The sequence below is a fragment of the Propionibacterium sp. genome (assembly GCF_047719395.1).
Lineage (GTDB): Bacteria > Actinomycetota > Actinomycetes > Propionibacteriales > Propionibacteriaceae > Propionibacterium.
Genome location: NZ_JBDNTB010000010.1, coordinates 1 through 24,873, shown reverse-complemented (window position 1 = coordinate 24,873; position 24,873 = coordinate 1). Strand labels below are relative to the sequence as shown.

The following is a 24,873-nucleotide window of genomic DNA, read 5'->3' as shown; positions in this document are numbered from 1 at the left end:
GATCACCTCCGGGTGCCCTGGCGTGGATCAGCGGTCGGGGGTCGGCGCCGCGCCCGCCGCGACGGCACCACCAGCCGAATGCCCCTCCTGAGCCTGTGCGCTGCACGAATGCAGCATGCCGGTCACCGAAACGATCACCATGAGCACGACGAACAACGGGATGAGCCATCGCCCCAGCCGGTAGGCCCGGGACCGCTCGTCCCAGATCGACGTGGGGCGAGCGGTGGCGGATGTGTCGAGAATGGTCCCCGAGGGGCCGATCGGGGACGGGGAGTTGTCCGACTTCACTGCCGGACTTCCCAGGCGTGCAATCCCATCGGCGTGTTGTCCGGGCGAGGACTGGTCACCAGCTGCCCGGCCAATACCGCTGTCTTCATGTCGTGCCTGATCAGGGCCTGGTTGTGCTGGTCGGACAGGCCTGGCGACTTGGCGCCAGGAGCCAGATTCCCGGCCATCCGGTGCTGCTGTTCCACGGGCCGTGCCCGTCGTGGAGCCGTCCACAGCGGGCATTGTTCGAGTGGCGATGTCACTTTCCGATGCCGCGCTGTTGACGTGCGGTGGCGAGGGGGACAATCCGGTCAGCCCAGGAATGACCGTGTCCAACTCCGATCGCGGCGTGTCATTGCGTGAGCCGAGCAGCTGGATCACTCGGTGCTGCAGTTGGTCGTCTGCTGCGGCATTGCCCAGCACCCTGCCGAGAGCTTGATCGATCTCCTCGGCGGTGGGCAAGGTGTCCGGGTCGCCCCGTGAATTGGGGACTCGCGGATTCAGGACCCGGGGAGTGAGGATCTGCATGCAGATGTCATTCAACGGCAGCGGCACTCGTGGGCTCAGCGCCGCAGGGCTCACCCACCGACGCGTTCCGGATGTGGTCGGCGCGGTCAGCGGTGCGGCCAGCAGCCCCCATTGCCGGGTCTGCTCAAGGTCGATCTCGATCGGCCACCTCGCCACCAGACAGGCGTAGAGCAACTTGCCCATCGCCCGGACATCGGTGGCCTCCTGGTCGCGCCAGGGCGGTGGTGGCTTGGCGGCCGGCGAGCGCAGTGCAGCGTCCATGAGAAAACCGCTGATCTTCACATTGCCGTTGCGAGTGATGGTGATGGTGCGGGGGTTCAGCAGGCGGTGGAAGACGCCCTGGGTGTGCATCGGCGCGAGGGCATCGGCGATCTCCCTGACGATGTGGGCGGCCTCCAGCGCGGTGAGCGGTCCCCGTGCCAGCAGCTCGGCCAGTGTGATCCCGATCACCGACTCGCAGATGATGAAGGGTGGCGTGTTCTCTCCCATGGCGTCGAGAACACGCAGGAATCGTGAATCAGTGGCCGCCGCTGCCCTGCGGGCGGCCACCATCACCGCGGAGGAAGAGGCGAATCCAGGATCGAGGACATGGGCGACGACGGGACGGGACAGGGCATCGTCGTAGGCCTGCCAGCTGACAGTGCCCGGATACTCATGGAGGATGCGCCCCAACCGGTAGCGACCTGCCAGAATCTGGCCGCTTTCGGCTGACCCGGCCGTCATCCGGCCGTTCTCAACTGGTTCAGGGGGCAGCGAGCCGGCACCGGTGCCCGGGTCGGACCAGGTTTGCTGCATCGCCCTCCTCGCTGGCAGTGGTGTGAAGCGGCTCGCTCATCAAGTCATGGGCAACAGTCGTGCGCATCGATAAGTCTGCCCCTCAACACTGATAGGAGCCCAAATTCCGGCGGCTTTCTCAGGAATCGGAAGCGGGGGAGTCTCCGCCGGACGAATCCTGCGCGGGCGAGTCATTGCCGGGTGGCGTGTTGCCCGGCGGCTGATTGCCGCGTGCCTTTTCACGGCGCACCTGTTTGACGCGCAGTGCCGTGGCGCCGAGCAGCACGATGCCGGCGGCGATGATGATCATCCAGCCCACCTTGCCCGCGCTGTTCGCCGTCACCACGAATGTGACCGGCTGGTCGAGTGCCACCGGCTGGTCTCCGGTGGTCATGGCCACCGCGGTCATCTGCACGGTCCCGTTGCCAGCCGCGACCGGGGAAATCCGGACGGTGGCCGAGTCACCGGGATCGATCGTGATGATGGAAGTGTCGGCAATGGTGATGCGCCGGGGATTGTCCGAGGTGAAGTGCACGCGTACGCGTACCGGCAGCTTCATGGTGTTCGTGAGGCTGATCGGGAGTTGAGTCGCCTCTGTGGGGACGACGAGTTGGCTGCTGATGTGAACAGTCACCCTCCCGCCGCCGATCGAATTCGTGGCATTCCGTGTTGCCGCGGCGAGATAGTCGGCAGCTTGCTGTTCAGAGGCGAAGGAAGCGCTCCAGGCCCGCAGGCTCACCATCTGCATGTTCAGCGATTGCGTGCCGGTCAGCGCCACGTAGAAGGACTCGGTCTGGCGCGCGTTCTGCTCCGCGGAGATCAAGGCGCTGGCTGCAGCGGCGTGGTTCTTGCTCGGAATGATGTTCTGAGAGGACGCGTAGTGCTCGGTGAGATCCTCCAGTGACACGAGGGTGCGTCCCTGGGCGGTCACCAGCTGAGCTCTGGCTTCGTCTGCCGTGGTCACCACGTTCACCGCAGGGGTGCCCTGTGCCGAGGAGAGCAACTGTTCGGACTGCAGTCTTCCTGCACGGTGGACGATGTCATCGGCAGGATCGGGCGGAGGACCGCCAGTCCCGATATCGGCGGGAACGGTGACGACCGACTCCCCGGAGCCGGTCCGGGAGACGATGGTGCCGGCATCTGAGGTCTGCGTCAGCACAACATCGGGTTCGGCCTGTGCGATGAATGAGAGCAGCTCCGAGCTGGTCGGGCCCTGACTGGGCAGCACTGCCAGTGGCAGGGAAGCGAGGGGATGACTGCTGGGAACGGCGTCGAGGGAGGCGTTCAGAAGGTCCTGGCGCCCCGAGGCCTGCACTTCCGCGAAATTCAGCAGTCCGTACTGCGCCCGGTAGCACCGCCCGTCGTGCGCGATGGCGCCCAGCCTGGCCAGATAGCCGGCCGCGGCGGCTCCTGCCGTGCCCGGCTTCTCGGTGCCGTCCGCCTGGCGCACCTGGTATCCGGAGACCATGTCCTGCAGCTCGTCCCACAGCAGTGGGTCGATGACGGCGGTGGCACCGGTCTGCTCGGCGACGGAGGCGATCAGATCCAGCCGTCCGCCGGAGGCAAGTTCCTGGGACAGATGGTCATCGGCGAACAGCGCGATGCCGGAGGAGGAGCCGATCAGGCTCGGCGTACTGGCCAGTTCGGCGACCGTGGTCGCACGATATCCCTGAGACGTGGGATAGGGCATCAAGAATCTGGACGACCCGAGTGTGCTGCCACCTGGCTCGCTGACCGTCACACCGAGCGCGTTCGCGGTACGGGGACTGAGCAGATCGAGTGGATCGCTGCCAGATGTGAAACTGGCATGCACCGTGAAGGACCGGCTGCCGTGCGCCGGCAGCGGGCCGACGACCGCCGAGGCGCCGTCGCTGGTGACCTCGGACTGCGCATCGGTGGTGGCTCCGGTGAGAGTCAGCTGCATGGCGTCGAGATTGGTGATGGGCCGTTTGTCACGCCACAGCTTCACGGTGGCGCTGGGGATGACGGTGTCCGTGTCGTTGGTGACCGTGCCGTTCAGTGTCAGGTCACCGCTGCCCGACACCGAGCTGGGGCTGAGCTGGTCCAGGTGCACGCTCACGGTGGGATTGTCCTGAGCCCAGGCCCGCACGGGGCCGGGTCCGACGGTCAGAAGTGCGCACACCAGCACAAGGCACAATGCCGGGCGGACGAGCAGAGTGAGCCAGCGCGGCTGTCTCCGCACTGGCCCGCTGGCCGCTACTCGTCCCACCCGCACATGGTAGAGCGCGGAGCTGGCGATTCCTCGGGGTGAATCGCTGCCGGTACACCCGTCTGGCTGCGTTGTCAGTGCGATGATCCCTTGTCGCCCTGCTGATCCCACCAGGCCCGCAACTCGTGTTCAGCCTCATCGGCACCGAGCGGGCCGCGGTCCATCCGCAGATTCAGCAGGTAGTTGTAGGCCTTGCCCACCTGCGGGCCGGGCGGCACGCCCAGGATCGACATGATCTGGTTGCCGTCCAGATCGGGGCGGATCGACTTGAGCTCCTCCTGCGCGGCGAGCTCGTCGATGCGCGCCTCCAACTCGTCATAGGCGCGGCGCAGCCGTTCGGCCTTGCGGGCATTGCGGGTGGTGCAGTCGCTGCGGGTGAGGATGTGCAGATGCTCCAGCTGGTCACCGGCATCACGCACATAGCGGCGCACGGCGGAGTCGGTCCATTCGGCCTCGCCATAGCCGTGGAATCGCAGGTGCTGTTCGATCAGCTGGCTCACCGCGTCCACCACGGAGTTCGGGAAGTGCAGTGCCTTCAACCGGCGCTTGGCCATCCGGGCCCCGACCACATCGTGGTGGTGGAAGGTCACCTTGTTGCCCTCGAGCCCGCGGGTGGCCGGCTTGCCGATGTCGTGCAGCAGCGCTGCGAGCCGGATCACCAGATCGGGCTGATGGTTCGGGTTCGGGTGGCCGTCCTTGAAGTCGCGCCCCTTCTCCAGCGCGATGGCCTGGTCGAGCACCGTGAGGGAATGTTCGTAGACATCCTTGTGGCGGAAGTGGTCGTCGCGTTCCAACTTCATGGCGGGCAGTTCGGGCAGCACCAGATCGGCAAGGCCGCTGTCCACCAGCATGTTCAGGCCAGGACGCGGGGTGTCGCTGCACAGCAGCTTCGACAGCTCGTCGCGCACCCGCTCGGGCGAGATGATCGAGATGCGTTCGTGCATCTCCTGCATGGCGCGGAAGGACGCCGGGTCGATGCTGAAGCCGAGTTGTGCGGCGAATCGGCAGGCTCGCATCATCCGCAGTGGATCGTCGCTGAAGCTCACCTCGGGCGGGCTCGGGGTGCGGAGCACTTCCCGTGAGAGGTCGCCCAGGCCGCCGTGCGGGTCGATGAAGCCCTTGTTGATGACGTCGATGGCCATCGCATTGACGGTGAAATCACGCCGAATCAGGTCGTCGTGCAGGTTGTCACCGAAGGCGACCACCGGCTTGCGGGAGTCGGGGGAGTAGGAGTCGGCGCGGAAGGTGGTGATCTCCACCACCCACTCACGGCCGTCCACGGTGCGTGAGGCGCCGATGGTGCCGAACTCCTTGCCGATCGCCCACACCGCACGGCTGAATTTGTGCAGCAACTCCTCGGTGCGGTCCGGTGAGGCCGAAGTGGTGAAGTCCAGGTCGTGGCCCAGCCGGCCGAGCAGGGCATCGCGCACCGAGCCGCCCACCAGGTACAACTGCTCGCCCGCATCGGAGAACAGCGACGCCAACTCCTCCACGAGGGGATTGATGCGCAACAGTTCCCTGACGGCTTGGTGTTGCGCCCGGGAAAGGGTGCTGGAGGGTGTGGACACGAGTGACGAGCATACCGGGCGCCGATGGATCCACCCGGGATGAGGTATCACTGGTCGTCGGAGTGCTTGTCCTTGGTCTTGGCCTTCTTGTCGCCGACGATGTCCTCGGTGTTCAGATCCATGGTGTCCTCGGCCGCCATGTTGTGCCCGGTGTCCGTATCGGACACCCAACGCACTCGGCGGTTCGCACCCTTGTCGAGCCAGGCCTGCGCCTTCCTGCCCTCGGTGGAAATGGTCGCATCGGCCGCTTTTCCGGATGCATCGCGTGCGCTGCGCTGCTCGCTGTCATCAGCGGGCCAGGCCTCTTCTTCTGGGCCGGTCCGGTCATCGGGCGCGGCGGCCGGGTGGTCGGGTGCACTGCCGGGTACGGGTGACGCGGGTGTTCCAGCGGAATCTCGGGGCGTCACCCGTGGCTGGACGTGGGTCACGTCACTGAGCTCCTGCCGATCGGTGGTGCTCCCGGCAGCTGCCTGCCCGCCCGTCGCTGCTGTGCTGGGTGCATCGGGTGACACGGACGTCTTTTCCCCTGCGTCGGCATAGTTCGTGCCGGCACGGGCCCGGGCGTCACGGGCGGTGTGGCTGAGCCGGCGCCGGCGCACCGTCTTGGGGGTGTCGGCGGTCGACTCGGCAGACGGGGACGGAATGGTCGAGATGAGCTGGTAGGGCGTGCGAATCCCGCGCTGGCTGAAGATGGTGAGCGCTCGTGCCCTGATCTCGCGCTCGACCGTCCACTGCTGGTTGGGCGGACATTTGATGGTGATCTGGTAGCTGGCTGTGATGTCGTCCACGTCGGTGAGGCCCAGCAACATGGGTTCCTCGAGCATCTTGTTGTGCCAGTCCGGCTCGGCGTCCAACCTCTTGAGCATCCGATTGAGCGCCCTGGTGACGCGCTTGGGATCCTCCTCGATGCTCACCGGCAGCGTGAAGGTGCTCTGCGAATAGCCCTGGCTCACATTTCCGACGGTGCTGATGTCGCCATTGCGGAGGTACCAGACCTCGCCGTTGAAGTCCTGCAGCTCCGTCACCCGGAAACCCACCGAGCGCACGGTTCCCTTGAGCTTGCCGACCTCGATGATGTCGCCGACCCCGTATTGGTCCTCGATGATGATGAAGGCGCCGTTGAAGAAGTCTTTGACAAGGCTCTGTGCACCGATGCCGATTGCCACGCCGACGATCCCGGCGCTCGCCAGGGCCGGCCGGATGTTGATGTTCACCGAGTTGAGGATGGACAGCACCACGATGATCAGCAGCACGATGTCGGCGATCGACATCAGGACCGAACCCAGTGTCTTGGTGCGTCGTGCGCCGCGGCTGGCGCCCAGCCCTTCCGAGGTGGAGACCATCTGGGCGGAACGGCCCATCTCCGCGGTGGTGTGCTCGCCCATCCGCTGGTCGGCCTTGAACATGGCGTGCCGCACGAGCTTGCGCAGGAGGAATCGGCACACCACTGCCAATACGAGGGTGGTTCCGATCTCGATGAGCGTTCCCGGCCAGTGGAACTGGAGGTTGAGGGGTATCACGACTTCCCTTCGGATCCATGGCCCGTGAGTGGGCCATGTCGTCCAGTTTGCCTGCCCGGACCGGCCGCCAGCTCGGCAGGGGCTGTGCCGGTGCTGTCCGCCGCCGGTGAATTCTGTGAAGCCGGGACGAACTCCGGGCAGGAGAACGGACGGCTTCCGTTCGCGCCGCCGCGTCCTCCTGTCCGCCCGAGGCGAGACGAGATCATGAGGTCATGAGGGTTGGGCGATACCGGTGGCTCAGGCCCGGTCCTCCCACAGCACATGTCCGGGATCTGGCAGCAGCTCGGAGATGGCAGACAGTTCCTCGGTGGAGAAGTCCAGCGACTTCACCGCAGCAACATTGGACTCCAGCTGTGCGACGCTGGACGCCCCGATCACCACGGAGGTCATCCGGGGATCGCGCAGGATCCAGGAAAGTGCCAGCTGAGCCAGCGTCTGGTCTCGTTGCCGGGCAATGTCGTGGAGACGGTTCAGCGTGGCCAGCACCTCGCCGTCGAGCCAGGACGGGTCGAAAGAGCCCTTGCGGGAGGCGCGCGAACCCTCGGGGATGCCGTGCAAATAGCGGTCGGTGAGCAGGCCCTGGTGGAGTGGTGAATAGGCGATGGCGCCCATGCCGTGGTCGGCCAGCACATCGAGCAGGCAGGGGCCCGCCGAGGCGGAGTCCCTCTCCACCCGGCGGTCGAACATCGAATAACGCGGCTGGTGGATGATCAGCGGAGTGCACAACTCGCGGGCGATGTCGGTGGCTCGCAGTGTTTCTTCGGCGGGGTAGTTGGAGATCCCGGCGTAGATGGCCTTGCCGCTGCGCACCGCCTGGTCGAGGGCCCCCATCGTCTCGTCGATCGGGGTGTCCGGGTCGTAACGGTGGGAGTAGAAGATGTCGACGTGGTCGAGGCCCATGCGTTCCAGCGAGCGATCCAGCGAGCTGAGCAGGTATTTGCGGGAGCTGCCATTTCCGTAGGGGCCAGGCCACATGTCCCAGCCGGCCTTGGTGGAGATGACCAGTTCATCACGCCAGGGGGCCAGGTCGGTGCGCAGCAGCGTGCCGAAATTGATCTCGGCCTGGCCGTAGGGCGGGCCGTAGTTGTTCGCCAGGTCGAAATGGGTGATCCCGGCATCGAAAGCCGCTCGTACCACCTCGCGCTGCACGCCGAAGGGCTGCAGGTCACCGAAGTTCTGCCACAGCCCAAGCGAGATCACCGGCAGCACGAGGCCCCAGCGCCCGATCCGGCGATAGGGCATCCTGCCGTCGTAGCGGTCGGGGTCGGGTGTCCAGATCTTGTGGTCGGTTTGCATGGGCAGTCCTCGAATTCTTCGCCGGATCAGCGCTGATCGGCCGGGATGTAGTCGCGTTCGGTCTCACCGGTGTAGATCTGGCGCGGGCGCCCGATCTTGGGCTTGGCCGAGGAACGCATCTCGCGCCACTGGGCGATCCAGCCGGGCAGCCGCCCGATCGCGAACAGCACGGTGAACATCTCCTTGGGGAAGCCCATCGCCTCGTAGATCAGTCCGGAGTAGAAGTCCACATTGGGGTAGAGCTTGCGTTCGGTGAAGTAGTCATCGCCGAGGGCCGCCTGTTCCAGCTCTTGGGCGATGTCCAGCAGGTCCCGGCGGCCCTCCTTGAGCTGGAGCACCTCGTCGGCGTGCTTCTTGATGATGGACGCACGGGGATCGTAGTTCTTGTAGATGCGGTGCCCGAAGCCCATCAGCTTGATGCCGGCCTTACGGTCCTTCACCTGCTGGATGTACTCCTTGACGGAAATGCCGGACGCCTTGATCTGCTCGAGCATCTCCAGCACGGCCTGGTTCGCACCGCCGTGCAGCGGCCCGGACAGCGCATTCACCCCACCGGCAACCGAGGCGTAGATGTTCGCACCGGAGCTGCCCACCAGGCGCACGGTGGACGTGGAGCAGTTCTGCTCGTGGTCGGCGTGCAGGATGAGGAGCACTTCCAGGGCACGGGTGATCTGAGGCTCGAAATGGTACGGCTCGGTGAGGTAGCCGAAGCTCATCCGCTCGAAGTTCTGGATGTAACTCAGCGAGTTGTCCGGATACAGCGTGGGTTCGCCGCGGGAATTCTTGTAACCGTATGCGGCCAGCGTGGGCACCTTGGCGATGAGCCGGTCGGTGGCCTTGTCGATGGCCTTCGGATCGTCACCCAGGGACTCCCCGCTGAAGGTGCTGAGCGCCATGATGCCGGCGCACAGCACCGGCATCGGGTGGGAGCGCCGCGGGAAGCACTGGAAGAAGGCGCGCATCGCCTCGTCGATCATCGTCTTGCGGCGGATGCGATCCTCGAAGTCGGCCAACTGGTCGGTGGTCGGCAGCTCGCCGTAGATGACCAGATAGGCGGTCTCCAAGAAGGTGGACTGCTCGGCCAGCTGCTCGATGGGGTAGCCGCGATAGCGCAGGATGCCCCTCTCGCCGTCGATGAAGGTGATCGCCGATGTGCATGCGGCGGTGTTGGCGAAACCGGGGTCGAAGGTGACATTTCCTGTGCTGTTGCGGAGCTTCGTGATGTCGTAGCCGTCCGAACCCTCGCTCGCCTCGACGAGTGGTAGGTCGACGGTGGAGCCCTGATCTGCCAACTTCGCTGTTCGCGCCATGACCCAACACTAGCGATCTGGATGGTCCTGGAGCAGGCCGGCTGCTGACGAATGTGGAGTCGTCCGGCGGCCGGTTGGGGCCTCGACCACGTCGATCACCGGGTGCCGCACCGATCGGATCTGCGCATTGAATCAGCGCATTGAGGGGGCCCGATCGAACCGTCTGGCGGTCCGGCGGAGCACGGCGGGCGCCCCTGTCTCGTTGAAATGTGAAGAGCTTTGCCGAGGCCGGAATAATCCGGCCGGGGGAAGCGCTCTGCTAGGTGTCATTGAACAATCAATCAGTGGACACCACGTCAACCGCGGTCGTCCTCATTGACCTACAGGAGCAGCAATGAGCATCGACATCTCCACCCACACCGGCGACTTCACCAGCCTCAACGGCGACTACGACCTGGACGCGGCACACAGCTCGCTGGAGTTCGTCGCACGGCACGCGATGATCACCAAGGTGCGTGGCACTTTCGACGATTTCACCGCCACCGCCCACATCGATGGTGCGAACCCCGCCGAAAGCAGCGTCGACGTCGAGATCAAGGCCGACAGCATCGATACCCGCTCCGACGACCGTGACGCCCACCTCAAGAGCGCCGACTTCTTCGACGTCGAGAAGTACCCCACCTTGAAGTTCGTCTCCACCAAGGTCACCGTCACCGCGACCAACGAGATCGAGATCACCGGCGACTTCACCATCAAGGACGTCACCCGCTCGCTGAGCATCCCCTTCGAGTTCACCGGCTCAGCCACCGATCCCTTCGGCAACGAGCGGGTCGGCTTCACCGGCGAGGTCGACATCAACCGCAAGGACTTCGGTCTCACCTGGAATGCGGCTCTGGAGGCCGGCGGCGTGCTGGTCAGCGACAAGATCAAGCTGCAGCTCGAGATTTCCGCCATCAAGAGGGCCTGAGCATCGGTATTCTGAACCAGCACTCTTGAGCATGGCCGTGGGGTCGTCCGATGTCGTGATCGGGCGGCCCCTGTGCATGTGAGCGATGCGCAGGCGTGCGGACCGTGCCGGGGTGGTTTGTTTTCTGCTGAATCGTGGTATCCCAAGCGAACCTGGTAAGCTGACGCGCGTTGTTGTTTGAGTTTTTCGTTTGCTTGTGTGGTTGACGCCTGGTTCACCAGTGTCGGTAGTCCTTACGGGAAGCGTTTGTTCGAGCTGCATCATCGAGCTCCGCAACCGCGGTTGCTCCGTTTCCTGGTTCAAGGAGAAATTATGGCTACAGGTACTGTCAAGTGGTTCAACGGCGACAAGGGTTTCGGTTTCATCGCCCCCGAAGATGGTTCGGCTGATGTTTTCGCCCACTATTCCGCGATCAATTCCACGGGTTTCCGCTCGCTGAATGAGGGCGACCGCGTTTCCTTCGAGACCCAGCAGGGCCCGAAGGGTCTGCAGGCCACCAACATCACCGTCCTGCACTGACCCAAGGACTTTTCAGCGAAGGCCCGGCTTCGGCCGGGCCGTCGTCGTCCCCACGGCCAGTGGAGTCGCATTCTCGCTTAGGTTTCCCTTACCTTGAGCGCGAAATCGGGTTCAGCGTCCTAGACTCACATGTGGAGACGTCGTGGGCGATGCCTCCCCCAGCAGTCTGGGATCCGGTTGATACGGAGGTTCGTGGATGAACGAAGACCAGAAGACGCGCATGGGTACGGGGCAGGGTTTCATCGCTGCTCTTGACCAGTCCGGCGGTTCGACACCGAAGGCGCTCAAGCTGTACGGAATTCCGGAAAGCGAATACAGCAACGAAGAAGAAATGTTCGCGCTGGTGCACCAAATGCGGACCCGCATGATCACTTGCCCGAGTTTCTCCAAGGAACATATTCTTGCTGCGATTCTTTTTGAGCGCACCATGGAGAGTTCCGTCGAAAATATCCCCACTGCGCAATTCCTGTGGGAGCGCAAGGGGATCGTGCCGATCCTCAAGGTCGACAAGGGTCTGGCTGATGCCACTGATGGCGTCAAGCTGATGAAGCCGATGCCTGATCTGGACAGTCTCCTCGATCGGGCAGTGTCCAATGGGATCTTCGGCACCAAGATGCGATCGGTGATCCTCGAGCACAACTCGAAGGGCATCACAGCAATCGTCGAGCAGCAGTACGAGATCGGCCAGCAGATCCTGGCCAAGGGCCTGGTCCCCATCCTCGAACCCGAGGCGGACATCAACGCCGACGACCGCGAGGCCAGCGAGCACCAGCTCCACGACGAGCTGCTCACCCATCTCGACAGCCTGGCCGAGGGCCAGCAGGTCATCTTCAAGCTCAGCATTCCCGTCAAGGACAATCTGTACGCCGATCTGATCGCCGATCCGCGGGTGCTGCGAGTGGTCGCGCTTTCCGGTGGGTTCAGTCGCGACGAGGCCTGCGAGCGCCTGAAGCGCAATCATGGTCTCATCGCGAGCTTCTCGCGCGCGTTGAGCCAGGGCCTGACCGCCCAGCAGAGCGACGAGGAGTTCACCGCCATGATGAAGGCGTCCATCGATGAGATCGCGGCTGCGTCCGCCACCTGATGGGTTCGGTGCTGACAACTGGTTGATCAGCCCGGTGGGGGGATGAGCTCGGTGTGGGGCGGCTGTGACAGTCGGCTCGCACCGAGCCAGCAGCCCAGATTGGTCTCAGATGGCCGGGTCAGGTTCGGATGGACTGCACTTCTGGTCGATGTGCGTACCAGGATCGAGGTCCACCACAACTTCAGCGCCTGCCTCGACCTACGGTCAGCCGCAGGAGCGCTCAGGCCAGTGCGCTCTGCTTCTGCCAGGCATTCCAGTCGTAGGTCCAGCAGCCCACGCCGTCATCGGGCGTGAAGGCGATGGAACTGGTTCCGGGGAAGTTCCCGCTGAATTCGACCGGATCACCGATCAGGGTGAAGTCGATCAACCACTTGGCGTCATCGGGGCTGAGATTGGTGCAGCCGTGGCTGACCGGCCTCACGCCCTGGTCGCTGACCGACCACGGAGCGGCGTGCAGGAACTCACCGCTCCAGGTGAGACGCTGACAATCGGCCACCTGCAGTTTGTATCCGCCGGGAGCGGTTGCCGGCACTCCGAAGGTGCCCGAATCCATCACCATGGAGGCGAATTTCTCCATGATCACCTTGGTGCCGGTGTAGGTTTCGTGGCCGGCTTCGCCCGTGCTGACCTTGAAATCGCGAATCTGGTTGCCAGATTGCGCCAGGGTCATGTGCTGAGTTGTGAGGTCGACGCGCATCACATGGGATTCGCCGTAGGTCAGCGAGTAGCTGGTGTCATCGGCGAGATAGACCCCGTCGTCCGCCTTCAGGCCACCGAATTCGAGCTTCACATCAACCTTGGAACCGGGTTGCCAGTAGTTCTGGGGGCGCCACATCAGGATCTTGTTGTCCACCCAGCCCCACGAACCGGCCTGCTGCGGAGTGGTGGTCACGGTGCCGTGCTTCTCGATGGCCGCCCGCAGCGCCTGGTCCGTCACCGGGGAGTGGAACTGGATGTAGACCGGCATGCCGATACCCAGCGGAGACGCCGTGTAGTTGGGCTCGTAGACATTGGTGTCGGTGGCCTTGGTGGTGAAGGTCTTGGTCAGCGTCGTCGGTGCCTTGGAGTGGTCGAGAACCTGGGCAGTCACCGTGTAGCTCTTGTTGGGCCAGAAGGTGCGCTCCCCGGTCCAGGTGTTGCCGCTGAGGTCGCCCTTGTACACGTCTCCGTTGGAGTCGGTGAGGGTCACCGACTGCAAAGTGCCGTCGGTGACGGTGACGACGAGGGGGTCATCTGGCATGAAGCTGTCCCCGCTGGGAGTGGTCACCGTCAATTCCGGAGGCCTGGTCGGGGTCGGGGTTGACTTGCCGCGTGAACCGAACGCACCGCCGGACTCGTCGGGATTGCTGGATGATTGTGATCCGGGTGAGCATGCGGAGAGTCCCACTGCACCCGCACCGACAGCAATTGCTGCGAGGACTCCGCGTCGAGTCATTCGCGGCAATGAATTGCGGGGAAGGGACATCAACATCTCCAGTGCAGGGGAAGCGCCGTGCGGACGGCGCGTCAAACGGTCCGAATGGGGCCATGTATCTGCTGAGTGTAACTCAGGTGTATGGGTGAACCAGGAGCCGCATCCACCAAGCTTGACGATGGGTCAGTCGAGGACAATGGGCCCATGGGGACGCAGAAGGCCGTGCAGGTGCTGATCGATGGGCGTGTTCAGGGGGTCGGTTTCCGATGGAGTTGCTCGACGGTGGCCGAGCGGCTGGGGGTCAGGGGTTGGATCCGTAATCTTCCCGACGGACGCGTCGAGGCGCACTTCGAGGGCAACCAGGACCAGCTCGACCAGATCTTGCGATGGGCGCACGAGGGCCCGAGCTATGCGTCGGTGCGCAGTGTGACAGTCACCGATGGGCGAGTGGAAGGCATGCGCAACTTCTCGGTGGCCTGAAACCGCTCGCCGCATCACAGCGGCAGGTCAACCCAGCGGCTGGGTGTGGGTGTGATGCTGGCCGTACCCGCGGTGAGTTCGGCGATTCTGTCGGTCGTGATGTCCAGGTTCTGGCGTGGGAAGCCGATCTCGATCACGCATTCCGAGCCGGGCCACGACACGTCGAGAACACTCAATCCGCTGCCACGCAGGGCAGCTTCCAGACGTCCAGCGCTGCCCACGGGCAGGTGCACGGTCAGCACGTCCAGATGGACGCGCCGGATCATCGCGGCATGGGCCAAGGCGGCGGAGACCGTGCCGCCATAGGCGCGCACCAGTCCGCCCGCACCCAGTTTGATGCCACCGAAGTAGCGCACAACGACGGCCAGCACATCGGTGAGTTCGGCCCGCCCGGTGGCGCAGACATGACTGGTCAGGGCATTGAGGATCGGCACACCGGATGTGCCGGAGGGCTCACCGTCGTCGCTGGTGCGCTGCTGATTCCGGTTGGGCCCGAGCACGAAGGCGCTTGGCAGGTGCCTGGCGTCGTGGAACTCCCGGCGCAGCGCGGTGATCCGCCCACGGGCCAGCTGCTCATCGGCCACCGGAAACAGGCAGGCGATGAAGCGCGACCGGCTGATCTCGACCTCGTGCCGCACCGCAGCGCCCAGGGTTACGTACTGGTCGGGCGGCATGGGGCCATGGTCGCACACGGATGCCCCGTGCCCAGATGACTAGCGTGGGGGCATGGCTGAGATCAACCCGCTTCTTGCCGGTCGCTGGAGCCCCAGGGCCTTCGACCAGGACTATGCGATGACCGATGAACAGATGACCCTTCTGCTGGAGGCGGCGCGGTGGGCGCCGTCTGCCATGAATCTGCAGCCGTGGGGATTCGTGACAGGACTGCGTGGGGGCAGGACCTACGAGCAGCTGACGGGCTGTGCACAGGGCCACTCCGATTGGGCGCTGAGCGCTTCGGGGCTCATCCTGGGTGCGTGCCGGCTGTCGGGGCGCGAGCTCGAACTCTCGCTGTACGACCTCGGTGACGCAGTGGCCCATCTCAGCATCGAGGCGGAGTCCCTGGGTCTGCACCTGCGCCAATTCGCCACCTTCGACCGTGGGTTGGCCGTCAGGGAGTTCGGCATCGACGAACCCTGGGTTCCGGTGATCATGCTGGCCGTCGGCAGGGCAGTGGAGTCGGGTAGGCCAGAACGTGAGCGTAAGCCCTTGGCTGAGCTGCGGCCCTGGGGGTGAGGTGGTCCGGTTCGGCGGAGTCGATCTGCTCTTCGGCATTTAGGTGCAACCGTGAAATTTGGGTGACTGCTGCGTGCGTTGTGACTGCGCTGATGCCAGCGGCGGGAGAAGATCTCACATGCACACCGAGCCCGCTGTGACTTGTTGCGCTGATTTCAGAGAGGGAGCCGCGCGAGAGAGGTCCCAGGCCGGTGAGCGGGGCAGGACCGGTCGCGGCCGGAACGAGTGGTTTAGGATATTCTTCTGACACAGGTATTTCTCATTCCTTTCATTGTCGAGAGAAGAGCTCATGTTTGGTTCAGTAAAGAGGCTTCGCCGGAGAGCCGTCGTCCTGCTCACGGCGATGCTCACCTCCCTCGCACTCGTAATACCAGCTGCACCAGCCAGGGCAGTCAGCTCTGGTGTATATTCTGTGGCCTACTCAGACAGCCTGTATCTATACTATGGTTACGGCTCTCCTAATCAGTTGACCTATGACCAGTGGAGATCATATGGATTTCAGCGTCCCACTCGAATCAACAGCGACTATGTCAAGTATCCTTGGTCCGATCAGATTTATGCAGTAACATTCTTTGATACAAACCAGGATTCATGGATGTGGCAGCTTCTGGATTTCTCATCGTGGGCGCGGGCTGGGTATCCACAACCCAGAGTCGCCGGTTGGATTTATGGCTCCACATATTACAGGTACGCAGGTGATCAAACTATCTATGTAAGCCTGAATGGCCAGGAACACCGGCTCACATACCAGGAGTGGGTAGCAGCAGGGTTGCCAAATCCAACGGTCAGAAATCAGTACATGAAGCTCAGCTGGGACGACACCATTGTGAAGTATCAGGAATATGAGGGACGTCTATTAATTTATTCTTTGGGCTATCAAAGTTGGGCTTATGATGGATTTCCGGCACCACAGGTGAGGCCCAGTCTTCCTGGTGACTACATTTGCAAGTACAGTTGGTCGGATACTCTTTTTTATTACGGATCCAGCCACTTCGGAGCCTTGACTTGGGGTCAATGGGCTGCCACCGATTTCATGGCGCCGAGGTCCTGCTGATAACTTCGAGGTGACTCGGGTATCTTGGCGTATGGGCATGGCCAGTAAGCTGCCAAAATTGTATATACACGTCCGGGGGATGCACTCTGTTTGTGCTGCCCATGGACCGTTGTGAGAGTTGTGATCTGGCTATGGGGATTTCTGGTCTCCTTCTGTCTGAGTGGGGGGAATGCTGACATACCGCTACTCCTGTTAGGGTGAGACGTTCCGTCTCAGGTAGTGGGAGGTTCCTCTGCCTCTCAAGAGGGGGTGTCGTGGGAGTTTTTTGGGAACAACCCACAGATGCTGCTCGGGGTAGGTCGAGTGGAAATTTCAGTAGAGACCCGTGGCTGGCGCGAGCATGGTTCTGGCTTGCGATCATGGGAGCGGTCGTCATTCACCTCGTGGCGCAAGGTAGTTCGCTGCTGTTCGGCGCATCGGGTTTGTCCAATCTCCGGTTGGCATACTCGAATGACCAGCTCGGCTACATGACCATCGCGGCAAATGTCCGAGTTGGAATAGATGGCAACCCGGAGCCTGTCACCCTCACAGGCGTCAACAATTATCCTCGGGATTACTACACAATTGTCGGCTTGGTGGCGAGGATTTTCCATTTGCAGGTCGTGCAGGCTTGGAATTTCACGGCTATCGCTGTACAAGTCGTGATGATTGCGGTCCTAGCGGCACTGCTCATCCGGCTGACTGGCCGGAATTGGGCAGGTCTTCTGGCGCCAACTCCGTTCGTGGCGGGAATAGGCGCCTGGCTCATCAGTGGTAGCTGGATGATTCATCTGGGGTCGTCCCATGCCACGCTCTGGGGTCCTTTCGGAGTCCTCTTCTCGCTCAATGGTGAAGCTGCTGGAATTTCCTGTGTGATCATTTCAGTCTGCCTGGTGATAATGACATGGGACCAGCGTATATCGATTCCTAAAAAGCGGGTGCTCCGTGTGATTGCCGCTTTGTTGATCGGCATGATAGCGGGTTTCCAGACCTATTCATTCCTCACTGGGTGCTATTTGCTCGCTTTTGTGATAGCCGTCGTCGGACTTTACGAGAAGCGTTCCAGAATTTCCTGGATCAGTTCTGCAGCGCTGGTGCTTGTGGTGTTTTTGATCGGCCCACTGATCAGTGAACATATCGGTCAGTTGCCGACACTTGTGTTCGGGCTGATCATCGCTGTTCCGGGTCTGTGGTTGCATCTTCGTATCCAAAAATTCCGTTGGATTGGCTATCTGGCGATCACAGCGGTCCTTGCCTGTTTTCAGGTGATCCCCACGCTCGTGGCCCAGATCGGGGGTGATCCCTTCCTGCACTACAGGGTTGCGTCGAATCAGGACTTGGGCGTGGTATATCCCTTGTCATTAGTCGTTCTGCTTTTCGCAGCCATTCCATTACTGTTCTGTCTGCGCTCCGCCCTCTCGATGAACAGCCGCCACGTGGTGGGTATCTCATTGGGCTCACTGGTCACCTTGGTCATGGTGGCCACCAACAATGTCTGGGGCCCGAACACAGAGCCTTACCGGATGGCTCTGGACGGCTTGATTTACTGTTTTGTAGCTATTCCCGTGTGCCTAGCCATGCTCTCGGGTGCTGTGTCGGGCATCGCAGCTTCCGGGGCCGCACAGATTTTCAGCCTGCCAGCTACGGACGAACAGTCAGGGAAGAAGTTCCTCGCAGCGGTCGTTGCAGGGATCACCATGTTCGCCATCGGCCTGCCAGACTTTTTCTTGTTCGCCACTAGCCCCAGCACTCGGGAGATGTGGGATTCCAGTGCCGCAGAGCCGCGCGCTGTTCAGCAGGTGCTGACGCACATGGATACTTCCAAAGGCCTTCTCCTTACCGATCCTTGTGCTGACCCCAGGACCACTAAGGTTCTCACCTCCGTTCCGGTGAACTACTACTTCCTGGGTATGGCCTGGCCCGAGCGTCGTGATGCAGTGCAACAGGTTATGGATGATCGCACCAGTGGGATCATCCAGGCGGGCCATCTGCACAGTGCTGGTGTGGGCTATGTCATGACGCAGTCCAGCTGCCAGATCCACTGGCAAGACATGTATCCGGAGCTGCTGGAGAAGGTAGCCAGCGCACCGGTCGCCGGAACCGAGGAGAGCTACACACTGTGGAGTGTTCGGTGACACATCAACGCCCGACGAGCCGAACAGGTGCTGTTGGTGGACTGCGCATGACGGATGTGGCGGTCTTCGTGTTGAAGGATGGTCAATGACCACAGCACCCGAGCCAGCCTCTCCCAGACAATCCGGTGGATTGTCACGAGGTGATGGGATCTTGGTAGCGGCAGCCTCGATAATCGCCGCACTGAGCAATTTCGTCATCATGTTCCTAGGCACCCGAACCCTGCCAGCGGCTTCCGGTACCGAATTCCTCGCCTTCTGGTCGCTTCTCACCGGCATGTTCGGCGTGATCTCCGGAGTCCAAAACGAAACAACGCGGGCGGTCGGTGCTGTGGCGAGCGGTGCGCGCCGGGGAGTGCGAGCCATCGGGCCGTCCCTGATCATCGGCGTCATCGTTGCGCTGATCATCCTCGCGCTCACCCCGGTGATCGGACAGCGGATCGTGCCCATATCGGGTGGCACGGCATTGCCCGCACTGGTCATCACAACTGTCGCCTATTCGGCCTATGTCACCCTGGTGGGTTCATTCGGCGGCCAAGGCTGGTGGTCGCACTATGCATCGCTGCTTGCCAGCGAGGTGATCCTGCGCATGCTGCTGATGGGAACCGTGCTGGTGATAGGTGCGTATCTGGGTGGATATGTGCTGGCATGCGCGGGTGCCACGGCTATCCTGTTCATCTTCCTGGTGTTCTCCCGGCGCTCCCGGCAGGCCTTCATCAGCCGTGCGGACGACAACCTGCTGGCGATGGTTCGCAAGAATCTGCTCGCCGTCGTGTCGACCTCCTGCACAGCGATCCTCATCACCGGATATGGCGCCATCCTCACCGGTGTGGCCCACGGATCCGAACCACTGCTGCTCGGCGGGCTGATCCTCGCGGTCTCGCTGACCCGGGCACCCATCATGATCCCGCTCACTGCGTTCACCGGGGTGGCGATCAAGCTCTTCCTGGGCCACCGCGATGCCCCCATGAAGGCCATCGTGAAACCCGTCGGAGCCCTGCTTGGCCTGGGGATCATAGGGGGTGCGGCCGCCTGGGTCATCGGGCCGTGGTTCGTCGGTATCTTCAATCCCGGCTATCACATCGCCGGATGGGTATTCGGAGCACTGACCTTCTCCTCGGCGATCATCGCGATTCTCACTCTGTTCGGCACGTTGGTGCTGGCGTTGGACGCACATGTGATCTACGCCGTCGGTTGGCTCATCGCTTCAGCCGTGGCGATTGGGATCCTGCTTTCACCCGTCGGCCTGGCACTGCGGGTGGTGCTTTCGCTGTCTGTGGGTCCCACGGTCGGCTGTTTGGTCATGCTTGCCTGGTTGGCCATCACGGCAGGCGCCCAAAAGCCAGAGGACCAACAAACAGTGGGCCATAATGACCTACAGAATTGAGCCAAGACGGTCCTCAAGTAAGGTCCATTTATGCCTTCGCAGCGGAGGACTTGGTGTGGGCCCTTCTACGGGCGATTGTGCGCACCACAGCATAGCCAAGTGCTAGCACCCAGGCCAGGGTGAACGAACCCACCTCGAGCAGCCAGCCCGGCGGCCGGAAGCTCATCACCAGATCTTGCCCGGCACTGGATGCCGGTACGTCGACGTGCAGCAGGAAACCGAGGATCGGATCCGTCAGGGTGCCATTACGGATCCGGTATCCTGGCCAGCTGAGACGGCTGAAGGCGATCTGGCCACCTTCCGCTGGAACGGAGTCCAGATGGATTTTCACCTCAGTGTCGGTATTGGTGATCACGTGGTACTGAACACCGGTACTGGCCCACGTCGGTAACCCCACAGGTTCAACGCCTGCATCACGTCGCCAAATGAAAGAGATGTCAGTGACATTGCTCAACGTCCAGCCTTTTGGCACCGGATGTTCAGCCATCAGGGTGTCCAGTTCCCTTGTGTTGGGGGCCACGAACTGAACCGTGTCCAGGCTCATCAGATCGACAAGCGACGTGCCCCCAGCTTGTACCACAGGATTGAACAACCGGGTGGCAGCGTCATAACAGGTGATGCCGTAATAGGGCTGCATGCACAGCGTATTGCTCATCGCTTGGTAGCCGACCGGGGTGTAGAGGTTAATTATGGCTGTCTTGCTTAGATACGCTAGATTCCCGTAGCGGGCTACCGACCAGACCTTGGGCCCAACCGACGGCCCCGAACCCAGCAGGATGGTCTCCCCGACAGCTCCTTGAATCGGCTGCTCCATCGCAGTGACATTGGCGGGCATGTTCTTCTGACCGAAGCTTGACTCGGAGTCCACTGCGAACCGGTTCAGCTGAATTCCCGAGGTGGCCAGGGTCAGGACGATCATTGAGACTGCTATGGCTGTGAGCCACTGCTTTCCATGGTGTTTGGAAGCCGCGCGTCTTCCAGTGGCCCACAGCGCGATCACATAGCACATCATGAGGGCTGCCGGAATTACCTGCCACCAGCCGGTTGAGGGTCGAGCCGAGAAGGAAAGCCATAGCACGAAACCGACGACGACCAGCGTGACCGCAAGTTTTCGGCCGGTGAAGTTCCTGGGTTCCAGACAGCGGGAGAAGAGTACGGCTGTGAGCGTGACAGTCAACAGGACAACCCACGGCATTGAGCGCATCGGGAATCGGAGCGGCCCCATCTGGGAAGGGCCGATTGCCAGTGTCGTCGCGAGCAACAGCAGGAAGAAGGGCAGCAGAAGCCTGCCGGCCAATGCCCTCACTCTGCTCCACTGGCACAGCAACAGGACCGGCAGGAACCATGCGATGTAGGTATAAGGTGCCAGCGCGTAGCGGGTTCCGTCGAAATTGGAGGTGTCGGGGCTTGCGAAGGGCGAAGACGACACCGCGAGGCCATTGAGCGTGAGCGTCATGAAGCCGGAATTGGTCACGCCCTGGTCGCGCACACTCACATTTGATGTGAGGATCGCGGGTAGGAAGATGGCCATCACGAGCAGCCCGAAGGGCACCCCAGCGAAAATCGTGCGCAGTAGCGCGCGGCCCTTACGCCGTACGGCCGCGTCGACGATCAGCGCGACAAACAATAGGACGAGCATGATTGCGCCCTGCACGTAGTTCACGGTGATGATCAGGAAGCCGGGGATGAACGCAGGCCAGTACGACCGGTGTTGGTGCACGAAACGGAGCAGGCCCCACATGACCCAGGGGAAATAGGCCCATACCTCAAGATTGGTTACCCATGTGGTCGAGTCGAAAAAGAGGGTGAAGCCACCGAGCGGGGCTGCGATCCCGGCAAGCACCGCGAAGTCCCGGCGTGCGCCCAGATTGTGTGCCAGCAGGTAGGTGCCGAGACCTGCCACCACGAGGAAGAACCATTTCACAAAACTGGCGTAGATGGGCGCATCCGGGACCACTTGGCTGCCGAGGCCTATGAGCCAGATGATCGGATTGGCCAGCCCGAACTGCTCCACTGCGTAGTTCCCGGCCATCCAAGCATTGAGGTTCAGCAGTGGCAGATGGCCGTGACTCAACTGTTGGCCAAGCTCGAACCACTGTCCGTAGGCACCACCCGCGGTGTCATCAAAGTAGTAGAAATGCCGGTTGGTGAGCATCGGGATGATCGCCATCAGGGTGATCGCCACAGTGATGACCGCCATCGACACCAGATCAGTCCAGGTGGGCCGTGGGGGCGTCAGCTGGGCGTCGTCGGGGCGGTGCATCTCGACAGTTCGACGGGGCTTCGTGACCGTGGGAACCGCCGCTTGATTGGTTCCCCTGTCCCCTCCGTATGTCGCTGTGTCGGAGGAGTCCTGCGGGTTCTGCATGAGCATCAGGGTAGCAATCCTGGCAGTTCGTCCCGTGGAGCGTTGACCTACCCGAGTTTTCTGCATCGCCATTCGGGCAGTTGGACTCAATGGTGATTCGTGCTGTGGAGGGGCTTGGCAACAGCCTTCTTGATACCGAGTCCGAAGTACACCGCCCGGCGTCCGTAGGCCATCGCGCGCGCCTGCAGATTGCCGGCCAGCACGTCAGAATCCGATACCACCTGCGGATACATCTGGTGCATGTTGTTGTGGAATTCGCCGACCTGCGCAGACTGGGACTTGGCGAGTCGCACAGACCACTGGTTTGCGCTGACTCTGAAAGAGGCGAGCGCTTCCTCAATGCCGAAGAATCCACCCCGGCCGGCCTTGACGTCTTCCAAGAGCACTCGGCAGTAAGTGCGCTCATCGATGACGTAGGGATTCGTGTCGTCCCAGCCACCGATGTTCTGAAGGGCATCGGCTCGCATCATGATGCAACAGGGCTCACCGAAGATGTTGGTGCCACTGTGTACGGTCGCCCGGACCGCCTTGGCGCCCTGGTGATGGCCATACAACTTCTTGGGGATCCCACGTGAGGGCATGATCACAGAACCGGTCTCGTCGACCAACCTCCGGCGAACTGCGCAGAGGGTGAGGTCGGGGAACAGGTCGAATGCGGCCACTTGGCGCGACAACAGCTGGGGGTCTATCAGGTCATCACCGCAGACCAGTTTCACCAGCTCACCTCGAGCTTCCTGAGTGACACGCTGCCAGTTGTGCTTGGCACCGCCACCGGCCACGGTGGGTGACAGGATCCGAAGCCGCTTGTCGCCGGCGAACTGCTCAATGACGAGGGCTGTCGCATCAGCTGAGGAATGATCGGCGATGACGACTTCGTAGTCCTCGTAGTCCTGGTTGAGCACGGATTCCAAGGTATTGCGGATGTAGCTCACATTGTTGTATGCGGGGATGACAACGGATACTCGGGGTGACAACTGACTGGTCCTTTCGGGAGTCATAGACCGGCGCACCGATGGTGCCATGGCCGACGACCTCGTGAGCACCTGTGACGTGGGTGAATTGACGCAGCGTGTTCGTCATGCCGAACTCCGGCTCCCGAGATCGCCATGACGCAAAAGTCTCGCACAGACTGCATGCGCGTCAGAGTAGCAACGTGCATGGGGTTACCAGTGGGGCACCGTCCAGGATCTTGGTCAAACCGAATCGTTATGCTTGAGGATCTGCCTTGATGAGCTTGGCGCGCACGTGTCTACTATCACGGGGGTCTTGGTGCAACTGGTCACAGAAGAAGTGGCCCTTCCTGCTCGACTGTCATTTGTCAGTTTTACTGATTGGAGATTGAGATCCTCTCCGCGCGCAGTGTCGTAGTTCGCACCCCACGCGAGATTCTGATGTTGTCTTCATCGGGGGTTGAAGAATTCATGGCCTCGCCATTTCACTCTCTGTCGACCCAATGTCTGACTACCTCGGAATTTTCGATGGTTCCGGTGGTGTGCAACGCGAACTTGGGTGTCAGACAGCGTATGCGGTCAGCGAGTAGGTTCTCAGGTATAATATGGCCTGTGCAGTTACCTGAATCGAAGTAGTTATGTGGTGGCGCGCCGTTAGTGTTCGGTAATATCGGATGGATGGAAATAGCTTGAATGCAGTAACCGCTCCAACCCCGGAGAATCGTCTCATCAGCTTCGTATTGCCGGTCTACAATGAAGGGGTCAATGTTGATCTCATTCATAAGACCCTAATGAAAGTGACGGCTGATCTTAGTTATAATCTTGAATTCGTCTACGTGAATGACGGAAGTTCGGATGATTCCTTTGACCGTCTCAGGGCTGAGCAAGTAAATGATCCACGAATTAAGATTATCAATTTCTCACGGAACTACGGACATCAGTTGGCCATCACCGCCGGGATGGACTATGCCAATGGCGATGCCGCAGTCATCATGGACAGCGATCTTCAGGATCCGCCGTCGGTCGCCCTCGAACTCATCAAGAAGTGGGAGGAGGGGTACGACGTAGTATTCGCGCAGCGACGAAGCAGACATGACACTTTTTTCAAACGAACAAGCGCCGACATGTACTACCGGTTCTTGGAGAAAATTGGTGACATAAGGATTCCCCGGAATACGGGGGATTTTCGTCTCATGGATCGAAAGGTGATCGATGAGGTAAAGAAGTATCGAGAGCATGATCGGTACATACGAGGTATGGTTTCGCGAGTTGGGTTTAGGCAAGTCGCGGTCGCGTTCGATCGTGATGATCGAGTACACGGTGAAACACACTATCCGTTGAACAAGATGCTCAAACTTGCCTCGGACGGTATTCTTGGATTTTCCACATTTCCGCTCCGGATAATTGCCAGGATAGGCTACTCGGTAGCAGCGTTGTCCATTATAGGAATCCTTTGGATCCTCATTTCAAAGATTGTCTCACCTCAGTCTACGGTGCCAGGCTGGAGTTTCATCGTTATTGCGATTCTCTTTGTGGGTGGACTCCAACTCATCATGCTGGGTATTTTGGGGAGTTATATCGGAAGGATTTACCGGGAAGTCCAGGACAGGCCTTTGTACTCATTGGAGGGGCTTTACGTTGCAGGTCAAGAAAGCCCCCTTCAGCCACCCGAAGACACCCAGCATCAAGTCCGTTACAGGATTGTAGATCGGTGAAATTCGTGAAGAAGCACAAGAGATCTCATGGGATTAGCGCCGAGCAGCGATGGCTATTTGTCATCGCAGGTATCTCAGCCAATGGCAGTCAGTGGCCGGTAGTCAGGCTCTTCACGATTGAGGGTGTAGTTGGGGTCTGAATCCTCCGGCCTCGAGGA

At 61.5% G+C, this 24,873-nt stretch carries 18 protein-coding genes; 8 read left to right on the top strand and 10 right to left on the bottom strand.

Features of this window, described 5'->3' with window-relative positions:
* Positions 1 to 27: 27 nt before the first annotated feature.
* The 6 genes from ABF648_RS02910 to ABF648_RS02885 all read right to left on the bottom strand — a co-directional run bounded on the left by ABF648_RS02910 (position 28) and on the right by ABF648_RS02885 (position 9,493).
* Complete coding sequence (locus tag ABF648_RS02910; RefSeq protein ID WP_415630795.1) at positions 28 to 1,590, bottom strand: protein kinase; 1,563 nt, start codon at positions 1,588 to 1,590, stop codon at positions 28 to 30.
* 118 nt (positions 1,591 to 1,708) lie between these two features.
* A complete protein-coding gene (locus ABF648_RS02905) occupies positions 1,709 to 3,718 on the bottom strand; it encodes a DUF6049 family protein (RefSeq protein ID WP_415630822.1) in 2,010 nt (669 codons plus the stop codon).
* 155 nt (positions 3,719 to 3,873) lie between these two features.
* The gene (locus tag ABF648_RS02900; protein ID WP_415630794.1) at positions 3,874 to 5,367 is read right to left on the bottom strand and encodes a CCA tRNA nucleotidyltransferase; all 1,494 of its coding nucleotides are present in this window, start codon (positions 5,365 to 5,367) and stop codon (positions 3,874 to 3,876) included.
* Positions 5,368 to 5,414: 47 nt separating this feature from the next.
* Positions 5,415 to 6,887: a mechanosensitive ion channel domain-containing protein gene (locus ABF648_RS02895; protein WP_415630793.1), complete on the bottom strand. Its 1,473-nt coding sequence runs from the start codon at positions 6,885 to 6,887 to the stop codon at positions 5,415 to 5,417.
* 237 nt (positions 6,888 to 7,124) lie between these two features.
* Positions 7,125 to 8,183: an aldo/keto reductase gene (locus tag ABF648_RS02890; RefSeq protein WP_415630792.1), complete on the bottom strand. Its 1,059-nt coding sequence runs from the start codon at positions 8,181 to 8,183 to the stop codon at positions 7,125 to 7,127.
* A gap of 26 nt (positions 8,184 to 8,209) precedes the next feature.
* Positions 8,210 to 9,493, bottom strand: a complete 1,284-nt coding sequence (locus tag ABF648_RS02885; protein ID WP_415630791.1) for a citrate synthase — start codon at positions 9,491 to 9,493, stop codon at positions 8,210 to 8,212.
* 334 nt (positions 9,494 to 9,827) lie between these two features.
* Between ABF648_RS02885 and ABF648_RS02880 the strand changes: the two genes are divergently transcribed.
* The 3 genes from ABF648_RS02880 (at position 9,828) to ABF648_RS02870 (ending at position 12,003) form a co-directional block, all read left to right on the top strand.
* Positions 9,828 to 10,400 carry a YceI family protein gene (locus ABF648_RS02880; protein WP_415630790.1) on the top strand — a complete coding sequence of 191 codons (573 nt, stop codon included), beginning with the start codon at positions 9,828 to 9,830 and terminating at the stop codon, positions 10,398 to 10,400.
* A gap of 312 nt (positions 10,401 to 10,712) precedes the next feature.
* A complete protein-coding gene (locus tag ABF648_RS02875) occupies positions 10,713 to 10,919 on the top strand; it encodes a cold-shock protein (protein ID WP_091968838.1) in 207 nt (68 codons plus the stop codon).
* A gap of 196 nt (positions 10,920 to 11,115) precedes the next feature.
* Complete coding sequence (locus tag ABF648_RS02870) at positions 11,116 to 12,003, top strand: fructose bisphosphate aldolase (RefSeq protein ID WP_415630789.1); 888 nt, start codon at positions 11,116 to 11,118, stop codon at positions 12,001 to 12,003.
* 220 nt (positions 12,004 to 12,223) lie between these two features.
* Here the strand turns inward: ABF648_RS02870 and ABF648_RS02865 are convergent, their stop codons facing one another.
* Positions 12,224 to 13,243: an Ig-like domain-containing protein gene (locus ABF648_RS02865; RefSeq protein ID WP_415630788.1), complete on the bottom strand. Its 1,020-nt coding sequence runs from the start codon at positions 13,241 to 13,243 to the stop codon at positions 12,224 to 12,226.
* Between the two features lie 378 nt (positions 13,244 to 13,621).
* Here ABF648_RS02865 and ABF648_RS02860 point away from each other — a divergent pair, with 378 nt between their 5' ends.
* On the top strand, positions 13,622 to 13,897 hold the full coding sequence (locus tag ABF648_RS02860) for an acylphosphatase (RefSeq protein WP_415630787.1): 276 nt from the start codon (positions 13,622 to 13,624) through the stop codon (positions 13,895 to 13,897).
* A gap of 14 nt (positions 13,898 to 13,911) precedes the next feature.
* On the opposite strand, the gene ABF648_RS02855 is transcribed toward ABF648_RS02860, so the two are convergent.
* The gene (locus ABF648_RS02855) at positions 13,912 to 14,571 is read right to left on the bottom strand and encodes an IMPACT family protein (protein ID WP_415630786.1); all 660 of its coding nucleotides are present in this window, start codon (positions 14,569 to 14,571) and stop codon (positions 13,912 to 13,914) included.
* A 52-nt stretch (positions 14,572 to 14,623) separates the two neighbouring features.
* Between ABF648_RS02855 and ABF648_RS02850 the strand changes: the two genes are divergently transcribed.
* From ABF648_RS02850 to ABF648_RS02840, 3 genes are all read left to right on the top strand, one after another.
* A complete protein-coding gene (locus ABF648_RS02850; RefSeq protein WP_415630785.1) occupies positions 14,624 to 15,130 on the top strand; it encodes a nitroreductase family protein in 507 nt (168 codons plus the stop codon).
* Positions 15,131 to 16,543: 1,413 nt separating this feature from the next.
* Positions 16,544 to 18,298 carry a hypothetical protein gene (locus ABF648_RS02845; protein ID WP_415630784.1) on the top strand — a complete coding sequence of 585 codons (1,755 nt, stop codon included), beginning with the start codon at positions 16,544 to 16,546 and terminating at the stop codon, positions 18,296 to 18,298.
* Positions 18,299 to 18,383: 85 nt separating this feature from the next.
* Positions 18,384 to 19,682, top strand: coding sequence for a hypothetical protein (locus tag ABF648_RS02840; protein ID WP_415630783.1), 1,299 nt, complete (start codon positions 18,384 to 18,386; stop codon positions 19,680 to 19,682).
* 28 nt (positions 19,683 to 19,710) lie between these two features.
* Here ABF648_RS02840 and ABF648_RS02835 read toward each other — a convergent pair whose 3' ends face one another.
* The gene (locus ABF648_RS02835) at positions 19,711 to 22,050 is read right to left on the bottom strand and encodes a hypothetical protein (protein WP_415630782.1); all 2,340 of its coding nucleotides are present in this window, start codon (positions 22,048 to 22,050) and stop codon (positions 19,711 to 19,713) included.
* A gap of 86 nt (positions 22,051 to 22,136) precedes the next feature.
* Positions 22,137 to 23,024 (bottom strand): glycosyltransferase family 2 protein, encoded by an 888-nt coding sequence (locus ABF648_RS02830; protein ID WP_415630781.1) that lies wholly within the window; start codon positions 23,022 to 23,024, stop codon positions 22,137 to 22,139.
* Between the two features lie 665 nt (positions 23,025 to 23,689).
* Here ABF648_RS02830 and ABF648_RS02825 point away from each other — a divergent pair.
* Positions 23,690 to 24,715, top strand: coding sequence for a glycosyltransferase (locus ABF648_RS02825; protein WP_415630780.1), 1,026 nt, complete (start codon positions 23,690 to 23,692; stop codon positions 24,713 to 24,715).
* The last annotated feature ends 158 nt before the right edge of the window (positions 24,716 to 24,873 follow it).

Excerpts from the sequence above, each read along its gene's own strand:
- ABF648_RS02910 (WP_415630795.1), bottom strand. The coding sequence starts at position 1,590 with ATGCAGCAAACCTGGTCCGACCCGGGCACCGGTGCCGGCTCGCTGCCC.
- ABF648_RS02890 (WP_415630792.1), bottom strand. The coding sequence starts at position 8,183 with ATGCAAACCGACCACAAGATCTGGACACCCGACCCCGACCGCTACGAC.
- ABF648_RS02885 (WP_415630791.1), bottom strand. The coding sequence starts at position 9,493 with ATGGCGCGAACAGCGAAGTTGGCAGATCAGGGCTCCACCGTCGACCTA.
- ABF648_RS02880 (WP_415630790.1), top strand. The coding sequence starts at position 9,828 with ATGAGCATCGACATCTCCACCCACACCGGCGACTTCACCAGCCTCAAC.
- ABF648_RS02875 (WP_091968838.1), top strand. The coding sequence starts at position 10,713 with ATGGCTACAGGTACTGTCAAGTGGTTCAACGGCGACAAGGGTTTCGGT.
- ABF648_RS02870 (WP_415630789.1), top strand. The coding sequence starts at position 11,116 with ATGAACGAAGACCAGAAGACGCGCATGGGTACGGGGCAGGGTTTCATC.
- ABF648_RS02865 (WP_415630788.1), bottom strand. The coding sequence starts at position 13,243 with ATGCCAGATGACCCCCTCGTCGTCACCGTCACCGACGGCACTTTGCAG.
- ABF648_RS02860 (WP_415630787.1), top strand. The coding sequence starts at position 13,622 with ATGGGGACGCAGAAGGCCGTGCAGGTGCTGATCGATGGGCGTGTTCAG.
- ABF648_RS02855 (WP_415630786.1), bottom strand. The coding sequence starts at position 14,571 with ATGCCGCCCGACCAGTACGTAACCCTGGGCGCTGCGGTGCGGCACGAG.
- ABF648_RS02850 (WP_415630785.1), top strand. The coding sequence starts at position 14,624 with ATGGCTGAGATCAACCCGCTTCTTGCCGGTCGCTGGAGCCCCAGGGCC.
- ABF648_RS02845 (WP_415630784.1), top strand. The coding sequence starts at position 16,544 with ATGGGAGCGGTCGTCATTCACCTCGTGGCGCAAGGTAGTTCGCTGCTG.
- ABF648_RS02840 (WP_415630783.1), top strand. The coding sequence starts at position 18,384 with ATGACCACAGCACCCGAGCCAGCCTCTCCCAGACAATCCGGTGGATTG.
- ABF648_RS02835 (WP_415630782.1), bottom strand. The coding sequence starts at position 22,050 with ATGCAGAACCCGCAGGACTCCTCCGACACAGCGACATACGGAGGGGAC.